Here is an 18,380-nt window from a genome sequence, read left to right as displayed (position 1 = left end):
CGAGGTGAATTGAAGCTGCTCTGCATTTGAAGACTCCTGTTGTCGTGAATCACGGGAACATCACTCCCGAAAGCGTGAGCGTCCGGGCGGTGCTCTCGTCCCAAAGTTTGAGCAGGTAGGGGCCGGAGGCCGGCTCTCCAGGCACCTCCACCTCCACCAGCACACGAAGCGACTCGCCCGGAGCAATGGGCCGAGGCGGCCACACCTCCAAATCCCACCGCCCCCCTTGGCCCACGAGCTGCGCGTGCGTGGGAGTCCAGGGCTCGGTGCCCCGGTTCCAGAGCTTCAATTCCACCGCCAATCGCGTCACCTTGGCGTCCTTCTCTCCACCCATGGCGCGGTAGCTCACCGCACGGTCCACGGTGAAGGCTTCTCCGGGGCGGAGCGAGATGTCCTCGGTGATGTGCCTGGAGCGGATGCCATCCTCGTCCATGTGATTCAAGACGAGCAGACCGATGAGCCCCCCAGGTGCATCACGCTCCGCGCGCTCCCGTGCCAGTTGCGTCTGACATTGCAAAACTCTCGCCTCCGCCTCCTCGGACTGTTGCCGGTACGAGTCGCACGGGCGCAGCTGGCGGTAGACCTCCACTTGCACCTCGGCCCGCGGAGACACCACCAACGTGAAGTCCAGACTCGTGGGCGGTGCTCCATCCGCGAATCGCACCGTCAACGTCAACCGCCTGCTCGGCTTCAGCTCGCCCGAGGGCAGCAGCGTGAGCATGAGCCCGTCCTCCGACAGCGACACCTGCCGGAAGCGCTCACGCTCCTCCACGATTGCGCCCCCAGCTTGGACGGGCGTGTTGAAGAGAAAGATGACAGCGCGATTCGGGCTGATGGGCACTTCCCGTGCCTCATCCGCCGTGTCCGCCGTCACGGTGAAGCGGGGTGTGCCCGACAGGTCCCCAGAGGTCGTGAACGGCTGGGCGACTGCGGGCGCGCCAAAGAGCAAGAGCAGCAGAGCGGCGTTGGGGAAGCAAGCGGGCATGGGAACAAGACCTCTGAAGTGGAGATACTAGCAGAACCTCCCACGTTGGTCTCGCTTCTTTCGCTCCCACTCCGCCTAGCGCTTCACTGCATAGAGAAACACCGAGGAGAAGATGATCGCGGAGTCCTGACCGCTGCCGGGCTTCATCACCACACCGCGTTCGCCGTCCACCGTTTTGTCATAGAGGTTGAGGCAGACGGAGTACGTCAGCCCATCGGGGGTGCTCGCCTGGGTGAAGCGTCCGTAGACGCGCCCCTCCCCGAAAAGGAGCTGCCCGGAGAACACGGTGCGGGGCGGCAACCTCCCCCACTCATCCCCCATGGTGAGCGTGACCGCCTGACCCGGGCGCACGGTGATGCGTTGACTGATGACGAGCTCTCCGTCGATGAGGAAGACGGCGTCGTTGCGCGACGTGACGGGCATCCTCAACTCCTTCATCGTCTCCACGGAGCCGGGGGGACAATCTATGGGCGGAGGCTGGCGCGCGGTGGTCGTGGCGACGGGGCGCACCTGGGGCTCGGGGCTGGCACAGGCGAACTGACCCGCGGCCCAGACCAGGACGCATGTCCTTCCAGCGGCGTCGAGCAGCGAGCCCTGTGTGGCCCGCTGCGTTTGCGGCCGGGGGGTAGAAGTCTGCTTGGGAGTCCTCACGCGCGTGCCGTCCTTCCGAGGCGTCGCAACCGCGACGGGCGCAGGGGTTGGCGCCGTCTCGGGCGCTGCGCCTGCGTCACCTTCCGGCGGCTTCACGGCTGACGCCACTTCCTGGCCGGACTTCGTTACCTGTCGCATGCTGGGGGCGGGCATCACCTCGGGAGTGGGGCCAGACGGAAAACGCAGCAGGAGGAGCAAACCCGCCAGGCCCAAAGCCAACGCGGCACCGCCCCAGGCCAGCGCGCGCCAGGAGCTGGACCGCGTGCTCGCCGCGGGCGGAGTGTCTTCAGGAGCGCGCGGAAGCGTGGACGCCTCCGCCTGGGACACGGGCCGGCCACGCCGGGGGTGCCGCCTCGCATACGACAGCAGCCGCCGCGCCTTGTCCCTCAGTCCTCCCCAGTCCAGCCACTTCTCCTGGGGCGTGGTGGCATCATCCGGGCCCCATTGCTCGCACAGCGGCACGTCCCAGGCAGCGTCCGCCTCCGCCAGCACCGCCTCCAGCGCCGCACCCAACGCCTCTGCATCCGCGAAGCGCGCCTCGGGCGACTTCTCCAGCATGCGCAGGCACAGCTCGCTCAGCGCCCGGGGCACTCGCGGGTTGAGCACGTGCGGGGGCTCGGGCTCGTGCTTCAGGATGAGGTCCGCCAGCGCCCCTTCGTCCACCTCCTCGGTGTCGAAGGGATAACCACCCGTGAGCAGCCAGTAGAGGAGAACGCCCAGGGCCCACAGGTCATCCGAGGCCCTTGCCGGGGAGTGCTCACCTGCCCTCTCGCGCCGGAAGCGCAGCGCCTCGGGGCTGCGGTAGTGCCGAGTGCCCGGCAGCCCCAGGGGATTGGTGATTTCGGGCGCGCCCACGTATGTACCCACCCCGAAGTCCACCAGCACCGGCCGCCCATCCTTCTTGCCCACCAGCACGTTGGAGCCCTTGAGGTCCCGGTGCACCACGCCGGCCGCATGCACCTGCACGAGCTGCCGCGCCAACCACCGCGCCAACCAGCCCCCCTCACGCGCGGTGGGATTCTTCTCCCGAGTCCACGCATACAGCGGGCGCCCGTGCACGTAGGGAGTGACGAGGTAGAGGAAACGCGGCGCCGCGTGAGGCCACAACCCGTGGCTCTCCACCGCGAGGCCGCCCACGCGCCGCAGCCGCAGCCGCACCTCCAGCTCCCGCCAGGCCCAATCCGGCGAGTCCAGCGACAGGAACTTGATGGCGTACAGCCGCCTTCCCCGGCGCGCTCGGTATACCGTGCCCTGTCCGCCCTCCCCCAACCGCCGCTCCAGCCGGTAGCCGTCCACCACCGTCCCGAGCGCGGGCGGCCCCGCCTCCTCCCGCTCCGCCCAACGCGGCCATTTCGCCGCCCACCGCCGCTGCGCCGCAACCTGCCCCTCGACGGCCTCGCTCATGCGCGCTACCTCCAGAGTCATCCAGCCTAACATGACCGCTGACAACTGATGGGCGCGCTCGCAGGGCATTCACCCCGCAGCCGCGGCCAGCAGAAACTGGCACCCGCGCGGGTTACTCATTGACGTCAACGAGTAAGATAAATAAACATGTGTGATAAAAAATTCTTAATCATTGACATCAACGAGTGCGGGCATGCGAGTCGCGGGGCGTGAGTCCGCCCGCCTGGGAGGCACGCGCCCGGCCAGCCATGGCCTGAAGGGCAAAGACAGTCCACCTTCGAGACAGAAGGTGCCACCATGATTCCCGAGCCCATCCAGAACTATCTCCAGCAGCAGCACGTGCCGTTTCTTCGCCACTGGCATCCGCGCGCGGTCACGGCGCAGGAGTTGGCCCAGGCGCTCCATGTGACGGGCTACCGCGTGGCCAAGTCCGTCATCATCGAGGCCGACGGGCAGTTGTGGATCTGCCTCATTCCCGCGGCGGACATCCTGGACCTGCAGAAGGTGCGCGAGGTGCTCGGCACCCAGGAGGCCCGGCTGGCCACCGAGGACGTGTTCGCGGACCGCTTCCCCGAGTGCGAGCTGGGCGCGGAGCCGCCCTTTGGCCATCTCTACGGGCTGCCGTTGCTCATGGACGAGAAGCTCGAAGGGGCCGAGGACCTGCTGCTACGCGCCGGCTCCCATGAGGAGGCACTGGAGGTGAGCGTCAAGGACTTCATCGGCCTCGAGACACCCAGGACGGCCTCCATCTCGCTGGAGCACCCGGAGCGGAACACGGTGCAGCACGACCTGCACGCGTGACCTGTCTGACTCAGGGCTCCTCGCCCTCCACCGTCCCCAGGTCCTCGTCCGCGCCCATCGCTCGCAGGAGGATTGAATCCGCGCCCGAGCCACCCCGCTCCCGGCGCCGAGCCTCCACACGCTGGCGCTCCGCCGTCTCCAGGCGCGCCACCCACGCCTCCCCTTCCGCGCGCTGTGCCTCTGGCAGCAGCTGCACGCCCTCACGCACGGCCCGCGCGGCGGCGTCGAACTGGTGCAGCGACTCGTGCAGGCGCGCCACCTTGAACCAGGCACCCGGACCCGGCTGCATGCGCACCACGGACTTCCAGGACTCCAGCGCCCGCGTCCGCAGCCCCTCCCTCTCGTAGCTGGCGGCCTCGAGCATGAAGATCTGGGCCCGCTGCGACAGGTTGGACACGAAGGGGCTCACCTGCTGGAGCGACTCCCTCGCGCGCCGGGTCAGCCCCAGGTCCACCTGCAGCCGCGCGAGCGTGAAGGCCAGCTCCACATTGCCAGGAAAGCGCGGGCCCAACGCCTCGAGCGACTCGAGCGCTTCATCCTTCCGGCCCAACGCGTGGAGGACGTCCGCGCGCAGCAGGTACGAAGAGAGCGCGTCCGGGGCCCGGCGGGACACCTCCGCACTGGCCGCCTCGGCCTCCGCCAGCTCGCGCCGAGCGAGCCGCACCCGGGCCTCATGCTCCCAGAGCTGAACCGATTCCGGCGCTGCGTCGAAGCGCTCACACGCCCAGGCGAGCCAGGGCAAGGCCTCCTCGTGGCGCCCGGCGCGCTGGAGCTCGGAGGCGAACTGCACCACCTCCCGAGCCGCGTCCGGCGTGAGGGCCTGTAGCTCAGCGAGGGTCCGCGCCCGCCCGAGCGCCTCGCGCCACAGCAGCCCCCGGTCCCCGGCCTCGAAGGCCAGCCGGTACTCGAGGAAGGCCTGCGTGCGACGTCCCAGGTTGAGTAGAGCGCGCGCGGCCACGCGGTGGGCCCGCGCATCCACCGGGTTCAGGTAGAGGGCACGGTTGGCGAAGGCAAGGGCCTCGGCCGCGCCCTCACGTCCCGCGTTCGCGTAGGCCAGGCCCACCAGGTCTTGCAGGGCATGGTCGGCCGGATGCCGGTCGATGAGGGCCAGCCCGCGAGCGCGTACCTCTTCGAGCGGGGCTCGCGCGGCGACGAGTGCTCCGAGCTCCGCCTCCGCCGTCTCCAGCGTGCTCCGGCCAGGGACGAGCGCCAGCAGGGCTACCACGGTGAGGGCCACTCCCGCCGCGAGCCCGCGCAGGGGCGCATGGCCACGCGAGGCCTCGGCACGCTTCCGGTCCTCGGGACGGGCCACGCTGGCCAGCACCACCCAGGCCGCCACCGCGCTCGCGGGCAGCTCCAGGCTGAAGTCGAAGAGGTCATGCAGCCCGAGCGCCGCCACCCCCGCGAGCACCGCCAGCTCCGCCGCGCCCAACCCCTCCCGGCGCAGCAGCCGGCCAAAGCCCCATAACCCCACGACGAGCAGCAGCAGCCCGGGCACGCCAAACTCCGTGGCGAGCTGCAACACCGCGTTCTCCGGGTGCGTCGAGGTGTTGATGACGGGCCGTGTCTGGTAGCGAGGGAAGACGGACTCGAAGGCGCCGCGGCCCAGGCCGAGCGGGTAGGCCCGCGCGACCGAGGCCAGGACGGGCCACTGCTCCAGCTTGCTGTGTCGCAGCTCCGCCACGCTGTCGGCCGTCTCCAGCTCGGCCACGAGCCGCTCGGAGGCGACCTGCCCCCCCACCGCGAGCACCGCGAGCAGACACAGCAGCACGGCGCCACCCCGGCGCCACGAGAGGACTCGCTCCGTCCCTGCACGGCGCATGAGCAACAGGAGCGCGAAGGCGAGCATGCCGAAGACAAAGAAGGCGATGCCCCCGCGCGAGAGGGACAGCAGCACGCCCGTTCCGCCCAGCACGGTGGCCAGCACGTAGGGCGCCGCACGCCTCCGCCCCTCGCTGGAGAGCGCGAGCCCCAAGGACACCGTGGCCGACAGGCCGAGGAAGGCCGCGAGGTGGTTGGGGTTGCCGAAGGGCGTGACGAGCGGCGGACGCGCGTGGACGAAGGAGATGACGCCCAAGAGCTTGTCGACGCCGAGCAGTGCGTGCAGCAGGCCCAGCACGGACACCGCCGCCCCCGTGAAGGCGAGCGTGGTCAACAGCCGGCGGCGCGAGCGTCCGGAGCGGCACACCTGCACGGCGGCGACGAAGATGAGCAGGTACGCCAGGTGCCTGGCCAGCTCACGCCAGGTGGCCGGGGTATCCATCGACAGGGGCCGCGAGCCGTCCAGTCCCAGGGGGACGAGGACGAAGTCGCGCAGCTCGGCGGCCTCGGGACTGAGGACGGCGAGGAGCCCTGGCGGCAGCGGAACGAGCTGCAGCAGGCACAGCAGCGCCCCCGCTCCGAGGGGCAGCGCGAGCAGGGGCAGGTGCAGCGACCGGTGCTGCCGCCAGGCCCCCACACACGCCAGCACGAAGGCGAGGCCCGCGAGCACCACCAGGGGCCCGTGCACCCACGTGGGCGCGCTCCCGAGCGACAGGGGCAGCAGCACCAGCAGCACCGCCATTGCTCCCTCGGCACCGAGGGTGTACCTGGACGTGCGCGAGCGGGAGTGGGACGCGGGGGACATGGAGGGCGCCCGAGTATGTCACGGGTCCTGGGAGACGCCCGGAAGTGGACGGCGCCGGACCCGGGGAGAGCGGACCCGCCCGCCTGCTCAGAAGGAGAGCGCAAAGTGAGCAGACGAAGAAGCTACCATCCGACCTTCCGGCTGCCATTGCTTGCATCCCGGGCGCCTTCTGGCATCTTCGCCCACCCCATGCGCCGCTCCGCCACCATCACGCTGCTCTTCTCCGCCCTGCTCGCCCTCGCCGGTTGCAAGAGTCCGTGCCGGGAGCTGTCGGAGCGACTCTGCGACTGCGTCGAACAGTTCCAGCGGGACGAATGCATCCAGGCGGTAGCCGACCGCGAGCGGAACATCGAGACGACCGACGAGGAGCTCGATACCTGCCAGGCGCGGTTGGATACCTGCAGGATCGACTCGAATGACCGGAACACCTGCGACCTCCTCCTGACGGACGAGGGCAAGCAGGCCTGCGGTCTGGCGCGCTGAGCCAAGCCCCCCCTCTCCCGCTGGGAGAGGGTTGGGGTGGGGGTCTACTTCCTGCCGAGCCCCATGTACGTGAAGCCCAGCTCGCGCATCCGCGACGGGTCGTAGATGTTGCGACCGTCGAAGATGACCGGGGACTTCATCAGCGACTTCATGCGGTCGAAGTCCGGGTGACGGAACTCGTTCCACTCGGTGACGACGAAGAGCGCATCCGCGCCCTCCAGCGCCTCGTAGGGCACGTTCGTGTAGCGGATGCGGTCACCCAGCACGCGGCGCGCGGTGCGCTCGGCCACGGGATCATGCGCCGCCACCTTGGCTCCCTTGGCCAGCAGGCCCTCGATGACCTCCACGGACGGGGCCTCGCGCATGTCGTCCGTCTTCGGCTTGAAGGCCAGGCCCCACACCGCGAAGGTGCGCCCCTCCAGCGAGCCGAAGTGCTTCAGTGCCTTCTGCACCAGCACCTTCTTCTGCCGCTCGTTGGTGCGCTCCACCGCGCGCAACAAATCCAACTCCAGCCCCTGCTCGCGGCCCTTGGCCACCAGCGCCTTCACGTCCTTGGGGAAGCAGCTTCCGCCGTAGCCCACGCCCGGGAAGAGGAAGGGGTAGCCGATGCGCTTGTCCGCGCCCATGCCCTTGCGCACGAAGTCCACGTCCGCACCCACCCGCTCACACAGGGCGGCAATGTCGTTCATGAAGGAGATGCGCGTGGCCAGCATCGCGTTGGCCGCGTACTTCGTCAGCTCGGCCGAGCGCATGTCCATGTAGAGGATGGGGTTCTCCGTGCGCACGAAGGGCGCGTAGAGCTGGCCCATCACCTTGCGCGCCCGCTCCGACTCGGCGCCAATCACCACCCGGTCCGGCTTGAGGAAGTCGTCCAGCGCCGCGCCCTCCTTGAGGAACTCGGGGTTGGAGACGACGTCGAACTCCACCTCGGTCACCCGGGAGATGACCTCGCGAACCTTGTCCGCGGTGCCCACCGGCACGGTGCTCTTGTCCACCACCACCGTGTACTGCCGCATGGCCCGGCCAATCTGCTCCGCCGCCGCCAGCACGTACTGGAGGTCCGCTTCACCGCTCTCGCCCTCGGGCGTGCCCACCGCGATGAACACCACCTGGGAGCGCGCCACCGCCGGGGCCAGCTCCGTGGTGAAGCTCAGGCGCCGGTCCCGCGTGTTCTTGCGGATGAGCTCCTCCAACCCTGGCTCGTAGATGGGAACATCACCCTGCTGGAGCTGGGCGACCTTCCGTGCGTCGATGTCCACGCAGATGACGTCGTTACCCGAGTCCGCGAAGCAGGTACCCGCGACCAGTCCCACGTAGCCGGTTCCAATGATGGCGATATGCATGAGCGTCCTGGCTAGAAGCAGCAGGAAATGCTCTTACGCCGGGACAGGCATCGGGGGGAAGAGGCCAGTAGCGGTCCACCCCTCGCCTCACTGACCGGTGAGCAGCCGGCGCAGCCGCTCCGAGCCGCGGATATGGCTCATCTTCCCCGGCTCGCTCGCCGGAAGGACGACCAGCCGCTCGAGCAGCTCGCGCGTGGCGCGGCGCAGGGGCGGCAGCGCCGGCTTCAACCCCTCGGCCGTCTCGGGGAAGAGCCGCGCCACGATGGACAGGGAGGTGTAGAGGGCACGCTCCAGCCGCCACGCCTTCGCCCGCTCCAGCAGCACCGCCACGTCCACGGGGCGCGAGTAGACGCCCCCCATCGACTGCGCCCCCGTCATCAGCTCGCGCAGGTCCAAGAAGGACAGCCAGGGCACCTGGTAGCCCTCACGCGCCTGCTCCAGGCACACCAGCAGCACCGCGTCCTCCAGGTCCGGACGGAACATGGAGGGGCCATACATCTTCATGGGCCTGGCCCGGTCGAAGATGCCCTGCACCTCGGCGCGGCGATCGGCGCCGAGCACGTCCGCATAGAGGAAGATGGCGGTGCGGCCGTCGGACACCACCTTGAGCGCGCCATGGGCCGGCTCATCGGGCTCCGGACGGAACTCGTGCTGGGCGAGGTAGCCGGCGAAGCCATCCACGTCCATGCGCCGCAGCAACACCTGGAGCTCCAGCACGGGGCGGAAACCCACATGAGGGTAGAGCGTGTCGGCAAAGGCGGCCGCGCCAATAAGGAGGAGCTTGCGGCCCTCCAGCTCGTCCACGCAGCGCTTGAAGTTGACGAGCTTCATCACGTTGTCGTTGACCGAGCCCGAGTAGACGCTCAGCAGTCGGTCACGCACCCACTCCGGCGCATCCGCTCCGGGCAGGCGGTACTGGAGGTTGTAGGAGGCCAGCGGCGCCAGACCCTGCGCGATGGCCCAATCCACGTACTCCTCCCAGGGGGCCCCGCGCAGCGAGCCACGGGGCGGGTCAAAGGAGGAGAGGACGCGAACGGTGTCGAGGAGGCTGATGGCCATGGCGCCGCAGCTTTAACGACTCCCACGTACATGACGCAATCGGAAGCCGCCGGGCCTGTCACATCGCGGCCTTCGGGGCGGGGTTGTCCGGATATGGAACGGCGCTGTCCGGATACGGACAGCCGGAGGGGGCTGGACCGGGGGGTCACCTGGCTGCAGGGAATAGGGGCAGGCTGGCACAAGTTCGGCATGCCTTTTCCCGCCATGAGCCAACCGCCCTCGTCCCTTCCCGCTCCACAGGCCGAAGCCCGCCCGGTCGACAGCAGCGAGCGACTCGCCCTGCTTGACGTCCTGCGCGGCTTCGCGCTGTGCGGCGTCTTCATCTCCAACGTCGTGATGTGGTTCTCCGGCCGTGCCTACCTGACGCGCCCGCAGATGGAAGCCGCCATGGCCTCGGCGTCGTGGCTGGACACCGCCCTGATGTACACCAACGGGACGCTCATCTTCGGCAAGTTCGTCACCATCTTCTCGTTCCTCTTCGGCCTGGGCTTCTCCGTGCAGATGATGCGGGCCGAGTCGCGTGGTGCGGCCATCGCCCCGCTCTACATGCGGCGGCTGGGAATCATGTTCCTCATCGGGTGCGCGCACCTGTTCGGGCTGTGGCTCGGCGACATCCTCAGCACCTACGCGGCCCTGGGCTTCGCGCTGCTGCTGTTCCGCAAGCGCGGTGACAAGACGCTGCTCATCTGGGCCGCCGTCCTCATCTTCGTCGCGCCCATGGTGGTGACCAGCGCCATGAAGGTCCTGCCGGTGCTGCTGAGTGGAGGTGGCGCGGAGGCTGGGGCCGAGGCGGCCAAGGCGGCCATGGAGCGCACCAACCAGCTCAAGGCCGAGACGATGGCGTCCTTCACGAGCGGCACCTACTTCGAGGTGGTGCGCGCCAACGCCCGCTACTACTTCGGCCAGTTCGTCCAGAACCTGGGGCCCTTCCTGTTCGCCCTGTTCGGCCGGTTCCTGCTCGGGCTCGTGGCCGGGCGGCGGCGCCTCTTCCACGACGCGCCCCAGCACCTGCCATTCTTCCGCAAGCTGTTCCGCTGGAGTCTGGGCATCAGCGTGGTCGCCAGCGCGGTCGGAATCGTGGTGGGGTACATGATGCGCCAGAAGATGATCGATCCGCAGGCGTCGTGGACGATCCTCCTGTCCCCGGTGCGGCAGCTCAACGAGGTGGGCGTCGCCACTGTCTACGTCACGGGGCTCGTGCTCCTCTTCCAGCGAGAGGCGTGGCAGCGGCGGCTGATGGTGCTCGCCCCCGTGGGCCGCATGGCGCTGACGAACTACCTGAGCCAGACGGTCATCAGCCTCTTCATGTACTACGGCTTCGGGTTGGGGCTCATCGGGAAGATCAGCCCCGCGACGACCATCGGGCTCACGCTGGCTGTCTTCGCGGTGCAGACGGTCATCAGCCATTGGTGGCTGGCGCGCTTCCGCTTCGGCCCCGCCGAGTGGGTGTGGCGCTCGCTGACGTACGGCAAGGCTCAGCCGATGCGTCAGCCCGTGGTCCCCACCGCCGCGGCCGCTACGGCCATCTGACACCCACGCGGTGAAGTCGAGAGGCACAGTCCGGCCCTCCCGAGCTCAGGGGGCCGGGCGCAGCGCCGCGAGCCCGTCCTCCCGCAGCCGGCGCAGGGTGTAGCGCGCCATGGGCAGCAGCCGGGGCGCGAGCAGCAGCTTGGCCGCCACCCACGCCGGCTTGTGGTTCATCAGCTCCGTCTCCAGCAGCCGCCCAGCGTGAAGAAGCGCGCGGCCATCCGCCGCTGCCACGCAGGTGGAGCCAGGGCCGCCAGCACCTCCTGCGGCACCGGGGCTCCCACCAGCCTTTGCGCCGCCTCCAGCGCGTACCAGGCCAGGTGCGGGAAGGCCGTCCCCCTCGCCACCTCCACCACCCGTCCCCAGTCCACCCCCGGGCTCGCCAGCACCCGCAGCTTCAGGTCGAAGAGCCACGCCAACCGCTGCAACAGGTGGTTGCTCGCGTGGATGGCGAGGTACACGAGCTCGTCCTCCGCACGCAGATAGCGCACGCGCCGGCCCTCCAGTACGGCCTCCTCCGCACGAGCCAGCAGCGCCTCCGCCTCCAGCGTCTGGCCGTACCCCACCAGCGCGCGGAAGTGCAGCTCCACCATCCCCGCCGCACCGGTGAACGTCAGGTGGTGCTCGTGCGCTCGCGCATGCGCCGCCGCCGCCTCTCCAAGCGGCCTCAGCCCCAGTCCCACCAGGGCACTCGACGCCTTCCCCACCTCCGCGTCCGCCACCAGCAGGTCCACGTCCGTGGTGGCCCGCTGTAGCGGCTCCGGGTAGAGGCGCAGGGCCAATCCGTACCCCTTGAGCAGCACCGGCACCACGCCCACGGCCGCCAGTGCGTCCAGGCTGCGCATCAGCAGCGTCTTCACCCGCATGCCCCGAGCGGCCTGGGCCAGAGCCTCGCGGCGCAGACTCGTGCGCACCGGCTCGTCCAGCGTCAGGCCCGAGCGCCCCAGCGCGTGCTGCACGAAGCCCGCGAGCCCATGCCGGGCCGCCGCACTCACCAGGGCCTGCGCGTCCACGGGCATGGCGTCACGTGGAGCCTCGGGCCAGGCCCGGAGCACCTCCAGGAGCGCCCCTGCCCCCACGCTACTCACCGCCGCATCGCGACGACACGCTGGGGATCCGCCTCCGCCCGGGCCAGCAGCTTCGCGGCCCGCTCTCCCACCGCGTCCGCCACCAGCTCCAGCGCCAGCTCCTCGTCACGGTTGATCTCCGAGCGCCCGTCGCTCCAGACAATCGTGAGGCGACCGAGCGCCTCGTCCCCGCCCTTCACCTCCAGGAACACCTCCAGCGGCAGCGCCGAGCCCGCGGACCGGTGCGTCTCGAAGGTGAGGCCATCCCGGATACCCTCGCGCTGACGCTCCAGGCGCAACTCCAGACGGGAGACCTCGAGCGCGTCGGACAGCGGGCGCACCGCGTCCCAGAGGTCCTTCACCCGCTCTCCCACGCGCACCGCATCCGTCACATCCTTCACCAGCGAACGCAGCCGGATGTTCTTGCGCCGGGCCTCGCCCACGCCGCCAGCATGCCGCAGGTCCAGATAGCCCAGCTTGCGCATCAGCACCGCCACCACCACGGCCATGCCCGTCAGCAGCATGGCGCTCTGCGCGGTGTTGGCCCAATGCAGCCCGAGCGCCGTCAGGGTGAAGAGGGCGCACAAGCCGTAGAGCACCAGCACCGCCGAGCGGTGGCTGAGCACCATGCGGCTCATCATCCGGTGGTGGATGTGCTCCTTGTCCGCGCTGAACATGGGCCGGCCGAGCACCGTGCGCCGCACCATGGCCAGCAGCGTGTCCATGATGGGCAGACCTAGCGCCATCACCGGCACGACCATGGCCACCGCGGTGCCACTCTTGGCGCTCGTCTTGATGGAGACAGCCGCCAGCACGAAGCCCAGGAACATGCTGCCCGTGTCCCCCATGAAGATGGAGGCTGGGTTGAAGTTGAACACGAGGAAGCCAAGGATGGCGCCCGCCAGCGCCGCCATCACCAGGCACAGCAGCACGTCCCCGCGGCTGAGCGCGAGGATGAAGTTGGTGCCCACCCCGAAGAAGGCCACCCCGCCCGCCAACCCGTCCAGCCCGTCGATGAGGTTGAGCGCGTTGATGACGCCCACCACCCAAAGTACGGTGAAGGGCAGGCCCAGCAACCCCAGTGGCACCGGTGGCCCGAAGGGGTTGGCGATCAGTTCGATGCGGAACCCGAGCACGTACAGGCCGAGCGCCAGCAGCAGTTGCACGCTGAACTTCAGCTTCGCGCCCGCGCCGCGCAGGTCGTCATAGAGGCCCAGCCCCGCCACCACCAGTCCGCCCCCGAACAAGCCCCACACCAGGTCCGTGTGCGAGCGGAAGTGGTAGCCCACGCCCGAGTCCACCAGGAAGAGCGCGCACAGGGGCGCGAAGAAGCCGCCCACCACGCCGATGCCACCCAGCCTCGGAATGGGCCGCACGTGTACCTTGCGGCTGGAGTTGGCCTGGTCGAGCAGACCCCAGGCCAGCGCACGGTTGCGCACCACCAGCGTCAGCACCAGGGCCACCATCAGTGCGACGAGGAAGGCGACCAGGTAGGTAATCATCTCTCGACCTCCATCCCCAGGGCCGGGCATGGTGGCGGGGCTGGCGCGGAGCGTCAATGTCCCTCAGTGCCACGTCTGTGTTGCCTGCATGCTGGAGGAGCCGGCAGCCGGTAAACGTGCACTCTGGGTTCATGTCCTGTTGCGCCAGGTTGGAATTGGGTAAGGGGAATGAATGCAAGGCGGAAGCACACATACCTCGAGCACGGCCCTCATCTGTGGTGCCGCCGCGGGCTCGGGCGGGCTCGGAGGATTCGCCGCCACCGTGCTGCGCGCGCTCTCACAGGCGGGAACACCACTCCACGTGCTCGGGCCTCCTCCTGCCGACGCCCGCCTGGCCGCTCTCCCTGGCGTCGTCTGGCACACGCCTCCGCGGACCCTGCTCGCGGCTGTGCAGCGGTGGACGCCCTACCGGTGGCTCACCGGGGCACTCCAACTGCACCATGATGAACACCTCGGGAAGTGGACCGCAGCCCGCCTGGAGCAGCTGCGCCCTTCGCGGCTGTACGCATTCACCCAGGTGGGGCTCGAGTCGCTCGAGTGGGCCCGGCGCACGGGCGTGCCCTGCGTGGTCGACAATCCCAACGGACACATCGCTGGCTTCCGGGACGTCTACGTCCGCGAGACATGGCGCCAGGCCCGCCGCCCCCACCTGGGACACCCCACCTCCGCGGCCGTACGGCGGATTGAGCGCGAGTACACGCTCGCCAGTGCCATCCGCGTCTCCTCCCCGTGGTCTCGCGACTCCATGGTCCGCCGAGGCGTACCCGCGGCGAAGGTGACCGTGCTCGACCAGCTCATCGATGTGGAGCGCTTCCGCCCACCGGCCACGCGGCCTGCCGCCGAGGGGCCGCTGCGCGTGTGCTTCGTGGGCTCGATGGACGTGCGCAAGGGCTTCCACTACCTGCTGCGCGCAGTGCGCCAGGTGGGCGCCGGGCGTGTGCAGCTCCATCTCGTGGGCGCTACGGGAGACCGCGTGTCCCGGCGGCTCTTCGAGCGGGAGCGCGAGGGGCTCCAGCTAGAGGCGGCTCCGGGAGACCCGCGCCCCGTCTACCAGCGCTCCGAGCTCTTCGTGCTGCCGACACTGGAGGACGGCTTCGGGCTCGTGGTGGGCGAGGCCATGGCCAGCGGGCTGCCCGTCGTCGTGACGGACGCGTGTGGCGCCGCCGCCTGGGTCGAGCCCGGCCGCACGGGCTGGGTCATCCCCGCCGCCAATGAGCAGGCGCTCGTGGCCACGCTGGAGGAAGCCATTCGCCGCCGCTCCGAGCTGCCGCGCATGGGAGAGCTGGCGCGCGCCGCCGTCGAGGCCCGCATGGCGGCGGACCCTCAGGCCCGGCTGCGCACGTGGTTCGAGTCCGTCGCGCCCTGATCAAGGCTGGCGGTCCCCTCCGGGGGTCAGCCCTGAGTGGTGAAATTCGGAAGAGACAGTGCGGACTTCTCCGGCATCACAGGTGGCTCACCAGACTCCATGCATACCGAACCGGGCCCATCCAGATAGAGCTCCCCCCGACAGAGGGTCGGAGCGGGACAATCGGCGTGCTCGGAACATGCAATCTCGCAAGTGGCGATCTCGCCCAAGCCCCAGGTCATGCAGCGCTGGCCCTCCGAACAGCGCCCATGCACCTCGCAGCGCCGATGGAGCCCATCGAGGGCGCTGGCCCGAGGGCTCATGTCATGGGTTCCTACATGACGACAGGCCAAAGACGTGAGGGCTAGCATCAAGCCCCCCCACCTGCAGTTACGGAATTGGGACATTTTTATAAAGAGGGATAACAGTGGGGTACTCAAATACCTTTCCACTAGGCTGAATCAAGAACCCTGGCAGCAGGTGATTCTGCTGATAATCCCCTGGAGACGGGACTTTTCTCCGAGCATCAATATCTGGAACGCCGGTGTTCGTGTTGATGGTCACCAGGAAGCGCAGGTTCCTGGTCATGGGTCGCCGGGAGTTGCCTGACTTCAAGACCACTCCCTGAGATGGGTGTGGCCGAGAAGTTGAGGGGGGGAGAGTGCGCCGGTGGAGTCCACGGTCGCGCGCGTCCTGAAAAGACGGAAGGCCCACCAGTAGCGGCTGGAGGGCCCTCCTTGGAGGCGCGCCCTGGTGTGCGAGAGGGGCGAGCCGGTGAGGAAGAGGTAGCGCACTCCGGGGCGCGGCGCCAGAAGCCGGCGCGCGCAGGAGTGTCGTGGAGGCGCTGCGCTTCGTGGTGTGCGGCCGGCCCGAGTGTCGGCAGGTGTTCTTCCTCTGCTCTGCGTGCGACCGTGGCCAGCGCTACTGCGGGCCGCCGTGCAGTCGAAGGGCGCGGGCGGAGTCAATGCGCGCGGCTGGTGCGCGCTACCAGCGCACCCGGGACGGACGGCACGCACATGCCGCGCGGCAGGCGGCCTGGCGGGAGCGGCGGCGACAGAAAGTGACGCATCAGTCTCCCGCTGCCGTGGCGCGGACAGCCAGTGTGCCCGTCGCGCCGGCCCCGGCCGCCACGCAGGTGGCCGCGGAGCCGAGCGCAGCGAGGCCACTGCCGCATGCACCGCCGCCCTCCATCCCCGCCTGCACCTCGTGCGGGCGTCAGAGTCCCTTCCTGCGCCACACCACGCTTGCGCGCACCCACGTGGGCCGGCGCTTCAGGGCTGCCCGTCCGCCGTGAGGTGGGCCCATGATTTCCCCCGAACTCGCCGCCCGCATCCGCCGACTGCACTTCGCCGAGCACTGGAAGGTGGGCACCATCTGCTCCGAGCTGAGCGTGCACCACGACACCGTCCGGCGCGCCCTGACGCTCGAGCGCGTCAGCGGCACGGGGGTGAAGTCCGTCAGGCCCACGCTGCTGGATGCCTACAAGGGCTTCATCCAAGCCACCCTGGAGGCCCACCCACGCCTCACCGCCATGCGCCTCTTCCACATGGTGAAGGCGCGCGGCTACGTGGGTGGCCCGCTCCAGGTGCGCCGCTACGTGCGCACGGTGCGTCCCACCTCTCGCGCCGAGGCCTTCCTGCGCCGCAGCACGCTTCCGGGCGAGGAGGCCCAGGTGGATTGGGGACACTTCGGCACGCTGTCCGTGGGCAACACGCGCCGCCCTCTGTGCTGCTTCGTCATGGTGCTGGGCCACAGCCGCGCCCTCTATGCGCGCTTCTTCCTCGACATGACGCTGGAGAGCTTCCTCAGGGGCCACGTGCTGGCCTTCCAGGCGCTGGGGGGCGTGCCGCGCGCGCTGCTGTACGACAACTTGAAGTCCGTGGTGCTCGAGCGCGCCGGCGACGCCATCCGCTTCCACCCGCGCCTGCTGGAATTGGCCGGCCACTACCACTTCGCACCCAAGCCCTGCGCCCCCTACCGCGGCAACGAGAAGGGCAAGGTGGAGCGCACCATCCGCTACCTGCGCGACTCCTTCTTCGCCGCGCGCACCTTCAGCGGCGTGGATGACCTCAACTCTCAAGCGGCGCGGTGGGCGGCCGAGGTGGCCCACGCGCGCCAATTGCCCGGCGACGTCACCGGGCGCACCGTCGCCACGGCCCTCGAGGAGGAACGCCCGCGGCTGCTGCCCCTGCCCGCACACCCGTTTCCCACGGACGTGGTGCGCCCCGTCGCCTCCGGCAAGACGCCCTACGTGCGCTTCGACTCCAACGACTACTCCATTCCACACACCCTGGTGAAGAAGCCCCTCACCCTGGTGGCCTCCGAGACACGCGTACGCGTACTGGACGGCTCCGAGGAGGTGGCCTCCCACCCGCGCTGCTTCGAGAAGGGCCGCACCCTGGAGCAGCCCGGCCACCTCGCCGCCCTCGCCGACGCCAAGGCCCGCGCGCACGAGCTGCGCGGCCGAGACTTGCTGCGCGCCTCCTGCCAGCAGGCAGAGGGCTTCCTCGCGGCCCTCGCCCAGCGCGACCTCTCGCTGTCACACCACACTGCTCAATTGCTGAAGTTACTTACGCTCCACGGCGCACGCGCCCTGGATGAGGCCCTCGCCGAGGCCCTGCGCAAGGGGGCGGTGAGCGCCCCCGCCGTGGCCCACCTCCTGGACCAGCGCGCTCGCCGCCAGCGTCAGCCTCCACCACTCACCGTGGTGCTGCCGGATGACCCGCGCATCGCCGCCTCCCGCACCCGCCCCCACTCCCTCGCCGACTATGACCGCCTCCTTAACAAGGACTCCGCCGATGACGACTCCACTCGCTGACCGCCTGGCCTCCCTCGGACTGCACGCCACCTCCCAGGGCCTCGCGGACCTCATCGCCCGCGCCACGAAGGCCAGATGGGGCGCTACCGAGTTGCTGGAGCACCTGGCCGACGAGGAGCAGAAGGAACGCGGCCGCAGAAGTCTCGAGCGGCGCCTGTCTCGCAGCCGCCTTGGCCGCTTCAAGCCCATGGCGGACTACGACTGGGGATGGCCCAAGAAGATTGACCGCGAGGCCGTCGAGTCCGCCTTGCGCCTGGATTTCCTGGAGCGCGCGCGCAACGTCGTCATTGTCGCCCCTCAGGGACTGGGCAAGACGATGATCGCGCAGAACATCGCCCACCAGGCCGTCCTCAAGGGGCACTCCGCTCTCTTCGTCACCGCCTCCCAGTTGCTGCTCGACCTGGGCGCCCAGGACACCAGCCGCGCACTGGACCGCCGCCTGCGCCACTACACCAGCCGCACCAGCCTGCTCGTCATCGACGAGATGGGCTACCTCGCCTACGACGCGCGCAACGCGGACCTCCTCTTTCAAGTCGTGGCGCGCAGGTATGAACAACGCTCATTGGTGATGACCACGAATCTGGCGTTTTCGGACTGGCCGACCATTTTTCCCAACGCCGCGTGCGCCACCGCGCTGATTGACCGCGTCATCCACCACGCGGACGTCCTCGCTATCGAAGGCGAGAGCTACCGCCGCCGCGAGGCCGAGGAGGCCGCGACGACCAGGAGGGCGAAGTCCAAGCGCTGAGCCTCACCTCGGACCGGGATG

General features: G+C 69.4%; 15 protein-coding genes. 7 read left to right on the top strand and 8 right to left on the bottom strand.

Annotation, left to right across the window (positions count from 1 at the left end; translation table 11 throughout):
• Positions 1-49: 49 nt before the first annotated feature.
• Both OV287_RS08340 and OV287_RS08335 read right to left on the bottom strand, forming a co-directional pair.
• Positions 50-985 (bottom strand): DUF2381 family protein, encoded by a 936-nt coding sequence (locus OV287_RS08340; RefSeq protein ID WP_267533457.1) that lies wholly within the window; start codon positions 983-985, stop codon positions 50-52.
• Between the two features lie 75 nt (positions 986-1,060).
• The gene (locus OV287_RS08335; RefSeq protein WP_267533456.1) at positions 1,061-3,040 is read right to left on the bottom strand and encodes a serine/threonine-protein kinase; all 1,980 of its coding nucleotides are present in this window, start codon (positions 3,038-3,040) and stop codon (positions 1,061-1,063) included.
• A 297-nt stretch (positions 3,041-3,337) separates the two neighbouring features.
• Between OV287_RS08335 and OV287_RS08330 the strand changes: the two genes are divergently transcribed.
• A complete protein-coding gene (locus tag OV287_RS08330; RefSeq protein WP_267533455.1) occupies positions 3,338-3,841 on the top strand; it encodes an aminoacyl-tRNA deacylase in 504 nt (167 codons plus the stop codon).
• A gap of 10 nt (positions 3,842-3,851) precedes the next feature.
• Here OV287_RS08330 and OV287_RS08325 read toward each other — a convergent pair whose 3' ends face one another.
• Entirely contained in the window at positions 3,852-6,467 is a 2,616-nt protein-coding gene (locus tag OV287_RS08325) for an O-antigen ligase family protein (RefSeq protein WP_267533454.1), read from the bottom strand.
• 105 nt (positions 6,468-6,572) lie between these two features.
• On the opposite strand from OV287_RS08325, the gene OV287_RS08320 reads away from it, so the two are divergent.
• A complete protein-coding gene (locus OV287_RS08320) occupies positions 6,573-6,950 on the top strand; it encodes a hypothetical protein (protein ID WP_267533453.1) in 378 nt (125 codons plus the stop codon).
• 44 nt (positions 6,951-6,994) lie between these two features.
• Here OV287_RS08320 and OV287_RS08315 read toward each other — a convergent pair whose 3' ends face one another.
• Entirely contained in the window at positions 6,995-8,293 is a 1,299-nt protein-coding gene (locus OV287_RS08315) for a UDP-glucose dehydrogenase family protein (protein WP_267533452.1), read from the bottom strand.
• 87 nt (positions 8,294-8,380) lie between these two features.
• Positions 8,381-9,352: a nucleotidyltransferase family protein gene (locus tag OV287_RS08310; RefSeq protein ID WP_267533451.1), complete on the bottom strand. Its 972-nt coding sequence runs from the start codon at positions 9,350-9,352 to the stop codon at positions 8,381-8,383.
• 189 nt (positions 9,353-9,541) lie between these two features.
• Between OV287_RS08310 and OV287_RS08305 the strand changes: the two genes are divergently transcribed.
• Entirely contained in the window at positions 9,542-10,882 is a 1,341-nt protein-coding gene (locus OV287_RS08305; protein ID WP_267533450.1) for a DUF418 domain-containing protein, read from the top strand.
• A gap of 45 nt (positions 10,883-10,927) precedes the next feature.
• On the opposite strand, the gene OV287_RS08300 is transcribed toward OV287_RS08305, so the two are convergent.
• Genes OV287_RS08300 through OV287_RS08290 form a run of 3 tightly spaced genes read right to left on the bottom strand, consistent with a single transcriptional unit; the run spans position 10,928 to position 13,448 of the window.
• Positions 10,928-11,053 carry a hypothetical protein gene (locus tag OV287_RS08300; protein ID WP_267533449.1) on the bottom strand — a complete coding sequence of 42 codons (126 nt, stop codon included), beginning with the start codon at positions 11,051-11,053 and terminating at the stop codon, positions 10,928-10,930.
• Positions 11,053-11,967 carry a nucleotidyltransferase family protein gene (locus OV287_RS08295; RefSeq protein WP_267533448.1) on the bottom strand — a complete coding sequence of 305 codons (915 nt, stop codon included), beginning with the start codon at positions 11,965-11,967 and terminating at the stop codon, positions 11,053-11,055. Before OV287_RS08295 ends, OV287_RS08300 begins: the two co-directional genes overlap by 1 nt.
• A complete protein-coding gene (locus tag OV287_RS08290; protein ID WP_267533447.1) occupies positions 11,964-13,448 on the bottom strand; it encodes an MraY family glycosyltransferase in 1,485 nt (494 codons plus the stop codon). Before OV287_RS08290 ends, OV287_RS08295 begins: the two co-directional genes overlap by 4 nt.
• 172 nt (positions 13,449-13,620) lie before the next feature.
• Between OV287_RS08290 and OV287_RS08285 the strand changes: the two genes are divergently transcribed.
• The 4 genes from OV287_RS08285 (at position 13,621) to istB (ending at position 18,359) form a co-directional block, all read left to right on the top strand.
• The gene (locus tag OV287_RS08285) at positions 13,621-14,814 is read left to right on the top strand and encodes a glycosyltransferase family 4 protein (RefSeq protein WP_267533446.1); all 1,194 of its coding nucleotides are present in this window, start codon (positions 13,621-13,623) and stop codon (positions 14,812-14,814) included.
• A gap of 943 nt (positions 14,815-15,757) precedes the next feature.
• The gene (locus tag OV287_RS08280) at positions 15,758-16,087 is read left to right on the top strand and encodes a hypothetical protein (RefSeq protein WP_267533445.1); all 330 of its coding nucleotides are present in this window, start codon (positions 15,758-15,760) and stop codon (positions 16,085-16,087) included.
• Positions 16,088-16,096: 9 nt separating this feature from the next.
• Positions 16,097-17,611, top strand: coding sequence for an IS21 family transposase (gene istA, locus OV287_RS08275; protein ID WP_267533444.1), 1,515 nt, complete (start codon positions 16,097-16,099; stop codon positions 17,609-17,611).
• On the top strand, positions 17,592-18,359 hold the full coding sequence (gene istB, locus OV287_RS08270) for an IS21-like element helper ATPase IstB (RefSeq protein WP_267533277.1): 768 nt from the start codon (positions 17,592-17,594) through the stop codon (positions 18,357-18,359). Before istA ends, istB begins: the two co-directional genes overlap by 20 nt.
• Positions 18,360-18,380: the final 21 nt, after the last annotated feature.

It is taken from the genome of Archangium lansingense, assembly GCF_026626635.1.
GTDB lineage: Bacteria > Myxococcota > Myxococcia > Myxococcales > Myxococcaceae > Archangium > Archangium lansingense.
This window is presented reverse-complemented; position numbering and strand designations above follow the sequence as displayed.

What these genes read in the sequence shown, in the direction of transcription:
- OV287_RS08340 (WP_267533457.1), bottom strand. Translation starts at nt 985, where the DNA reads ATGCCCGCTTGCTTCCCCAACGCCGCTCTGCTGCTCTTGCTCTTTGGC.
- OV287_RS08335 (WP_267533456.1), bottom strand. Translation starts at nt 3,040, where the DNA reads ATGAGCGAGGCCGTCGAGGGGCAGGTTGCGGCGCAGCGGCGGTGGGCG.
- OV287_RS08330 (WP_267533455.1), top strand. Translation starts at nt 3,338, where the DNA reads ATGATTCCCGAGCCCATCCAGAACTATCTCCAGCAGCAGCACGTGCCG.
- OV287_RS08325 (WP_267533454.1), bottom strand. Translation starts at nt 6,467, where the DNA reads ATGTCCCCCGCGTCCCACTCCCGCTCGCGCACGTCCAGGTACACCCTC.
- OV287_RS08315 (WP_267533452.1), bottom strand. Translation starts at nt 8,293, where the DNA reads ATGCATATCGCCATCATTGGAACCGGCTACGTGGGACTGGTCGCGGGT.
- OV287_RS08310 (WP_267533451.1), bottom strand. Translation starts at nt 9,352, where the DNA reads ATGGCCATCAGCCTCCTCGACACCGTTCGCGTCCTCTCCTCCTTTGAC.
- OV287_RS08305 (WP_267533450.1), top strand. Translation starts at nt 9,542, where the DNA reads ATGCCTTTTCCCGCCATGAGCCAACCGCCCTCGTCCCTTCCCGCTCCA.
- OV287_RS08300 (WP_267533449.1), bottom strand. Translation starts at nt 11,053, where the DNA reads ATGAACCACAAGCCGGCGTGGGTGGCGGCCAAGCTGCTGCTCGCGCCC.
- OV287_RS08290 (WP_267533447.1), bottom strand. Translation starts at nt 13,448, where the DNA reads ATGATTACCTACCTGGTCGCCTTCCTCGTCGCACTGATGGTGGCCCTG.
- OV287_RS08285 (WP_267533446.1), top strand. Translation starts at nt 13,621, where the DNA reads ATGCAAGGCGGAAGCACACATACCTCGAGCACGGCCCTCATCTGTGGT.
- OV287_RS08280 (WP_267533445.1), top strand. Translation starts at nt 15,758, where the DNA reads ATGCGCGCGGCTGGTGCGCGCTACCAGCGCACCCGGGACGGACGGCAC.
- istA (WP_267533444.1), top strand. Translation starts at nt 16,097, where the DNA reads ATGATTTCCCCCGAACTCGCCGCCCGCATCCGCCGACTGCACTTCGCC.
- istB (WP_267533277.1), top strand. Translation starts at nt 17,592, where the DNA reads ATGACGACTCCACTCGCTGACCGCCTGGCCTCCCTCGGACTGCACGCC.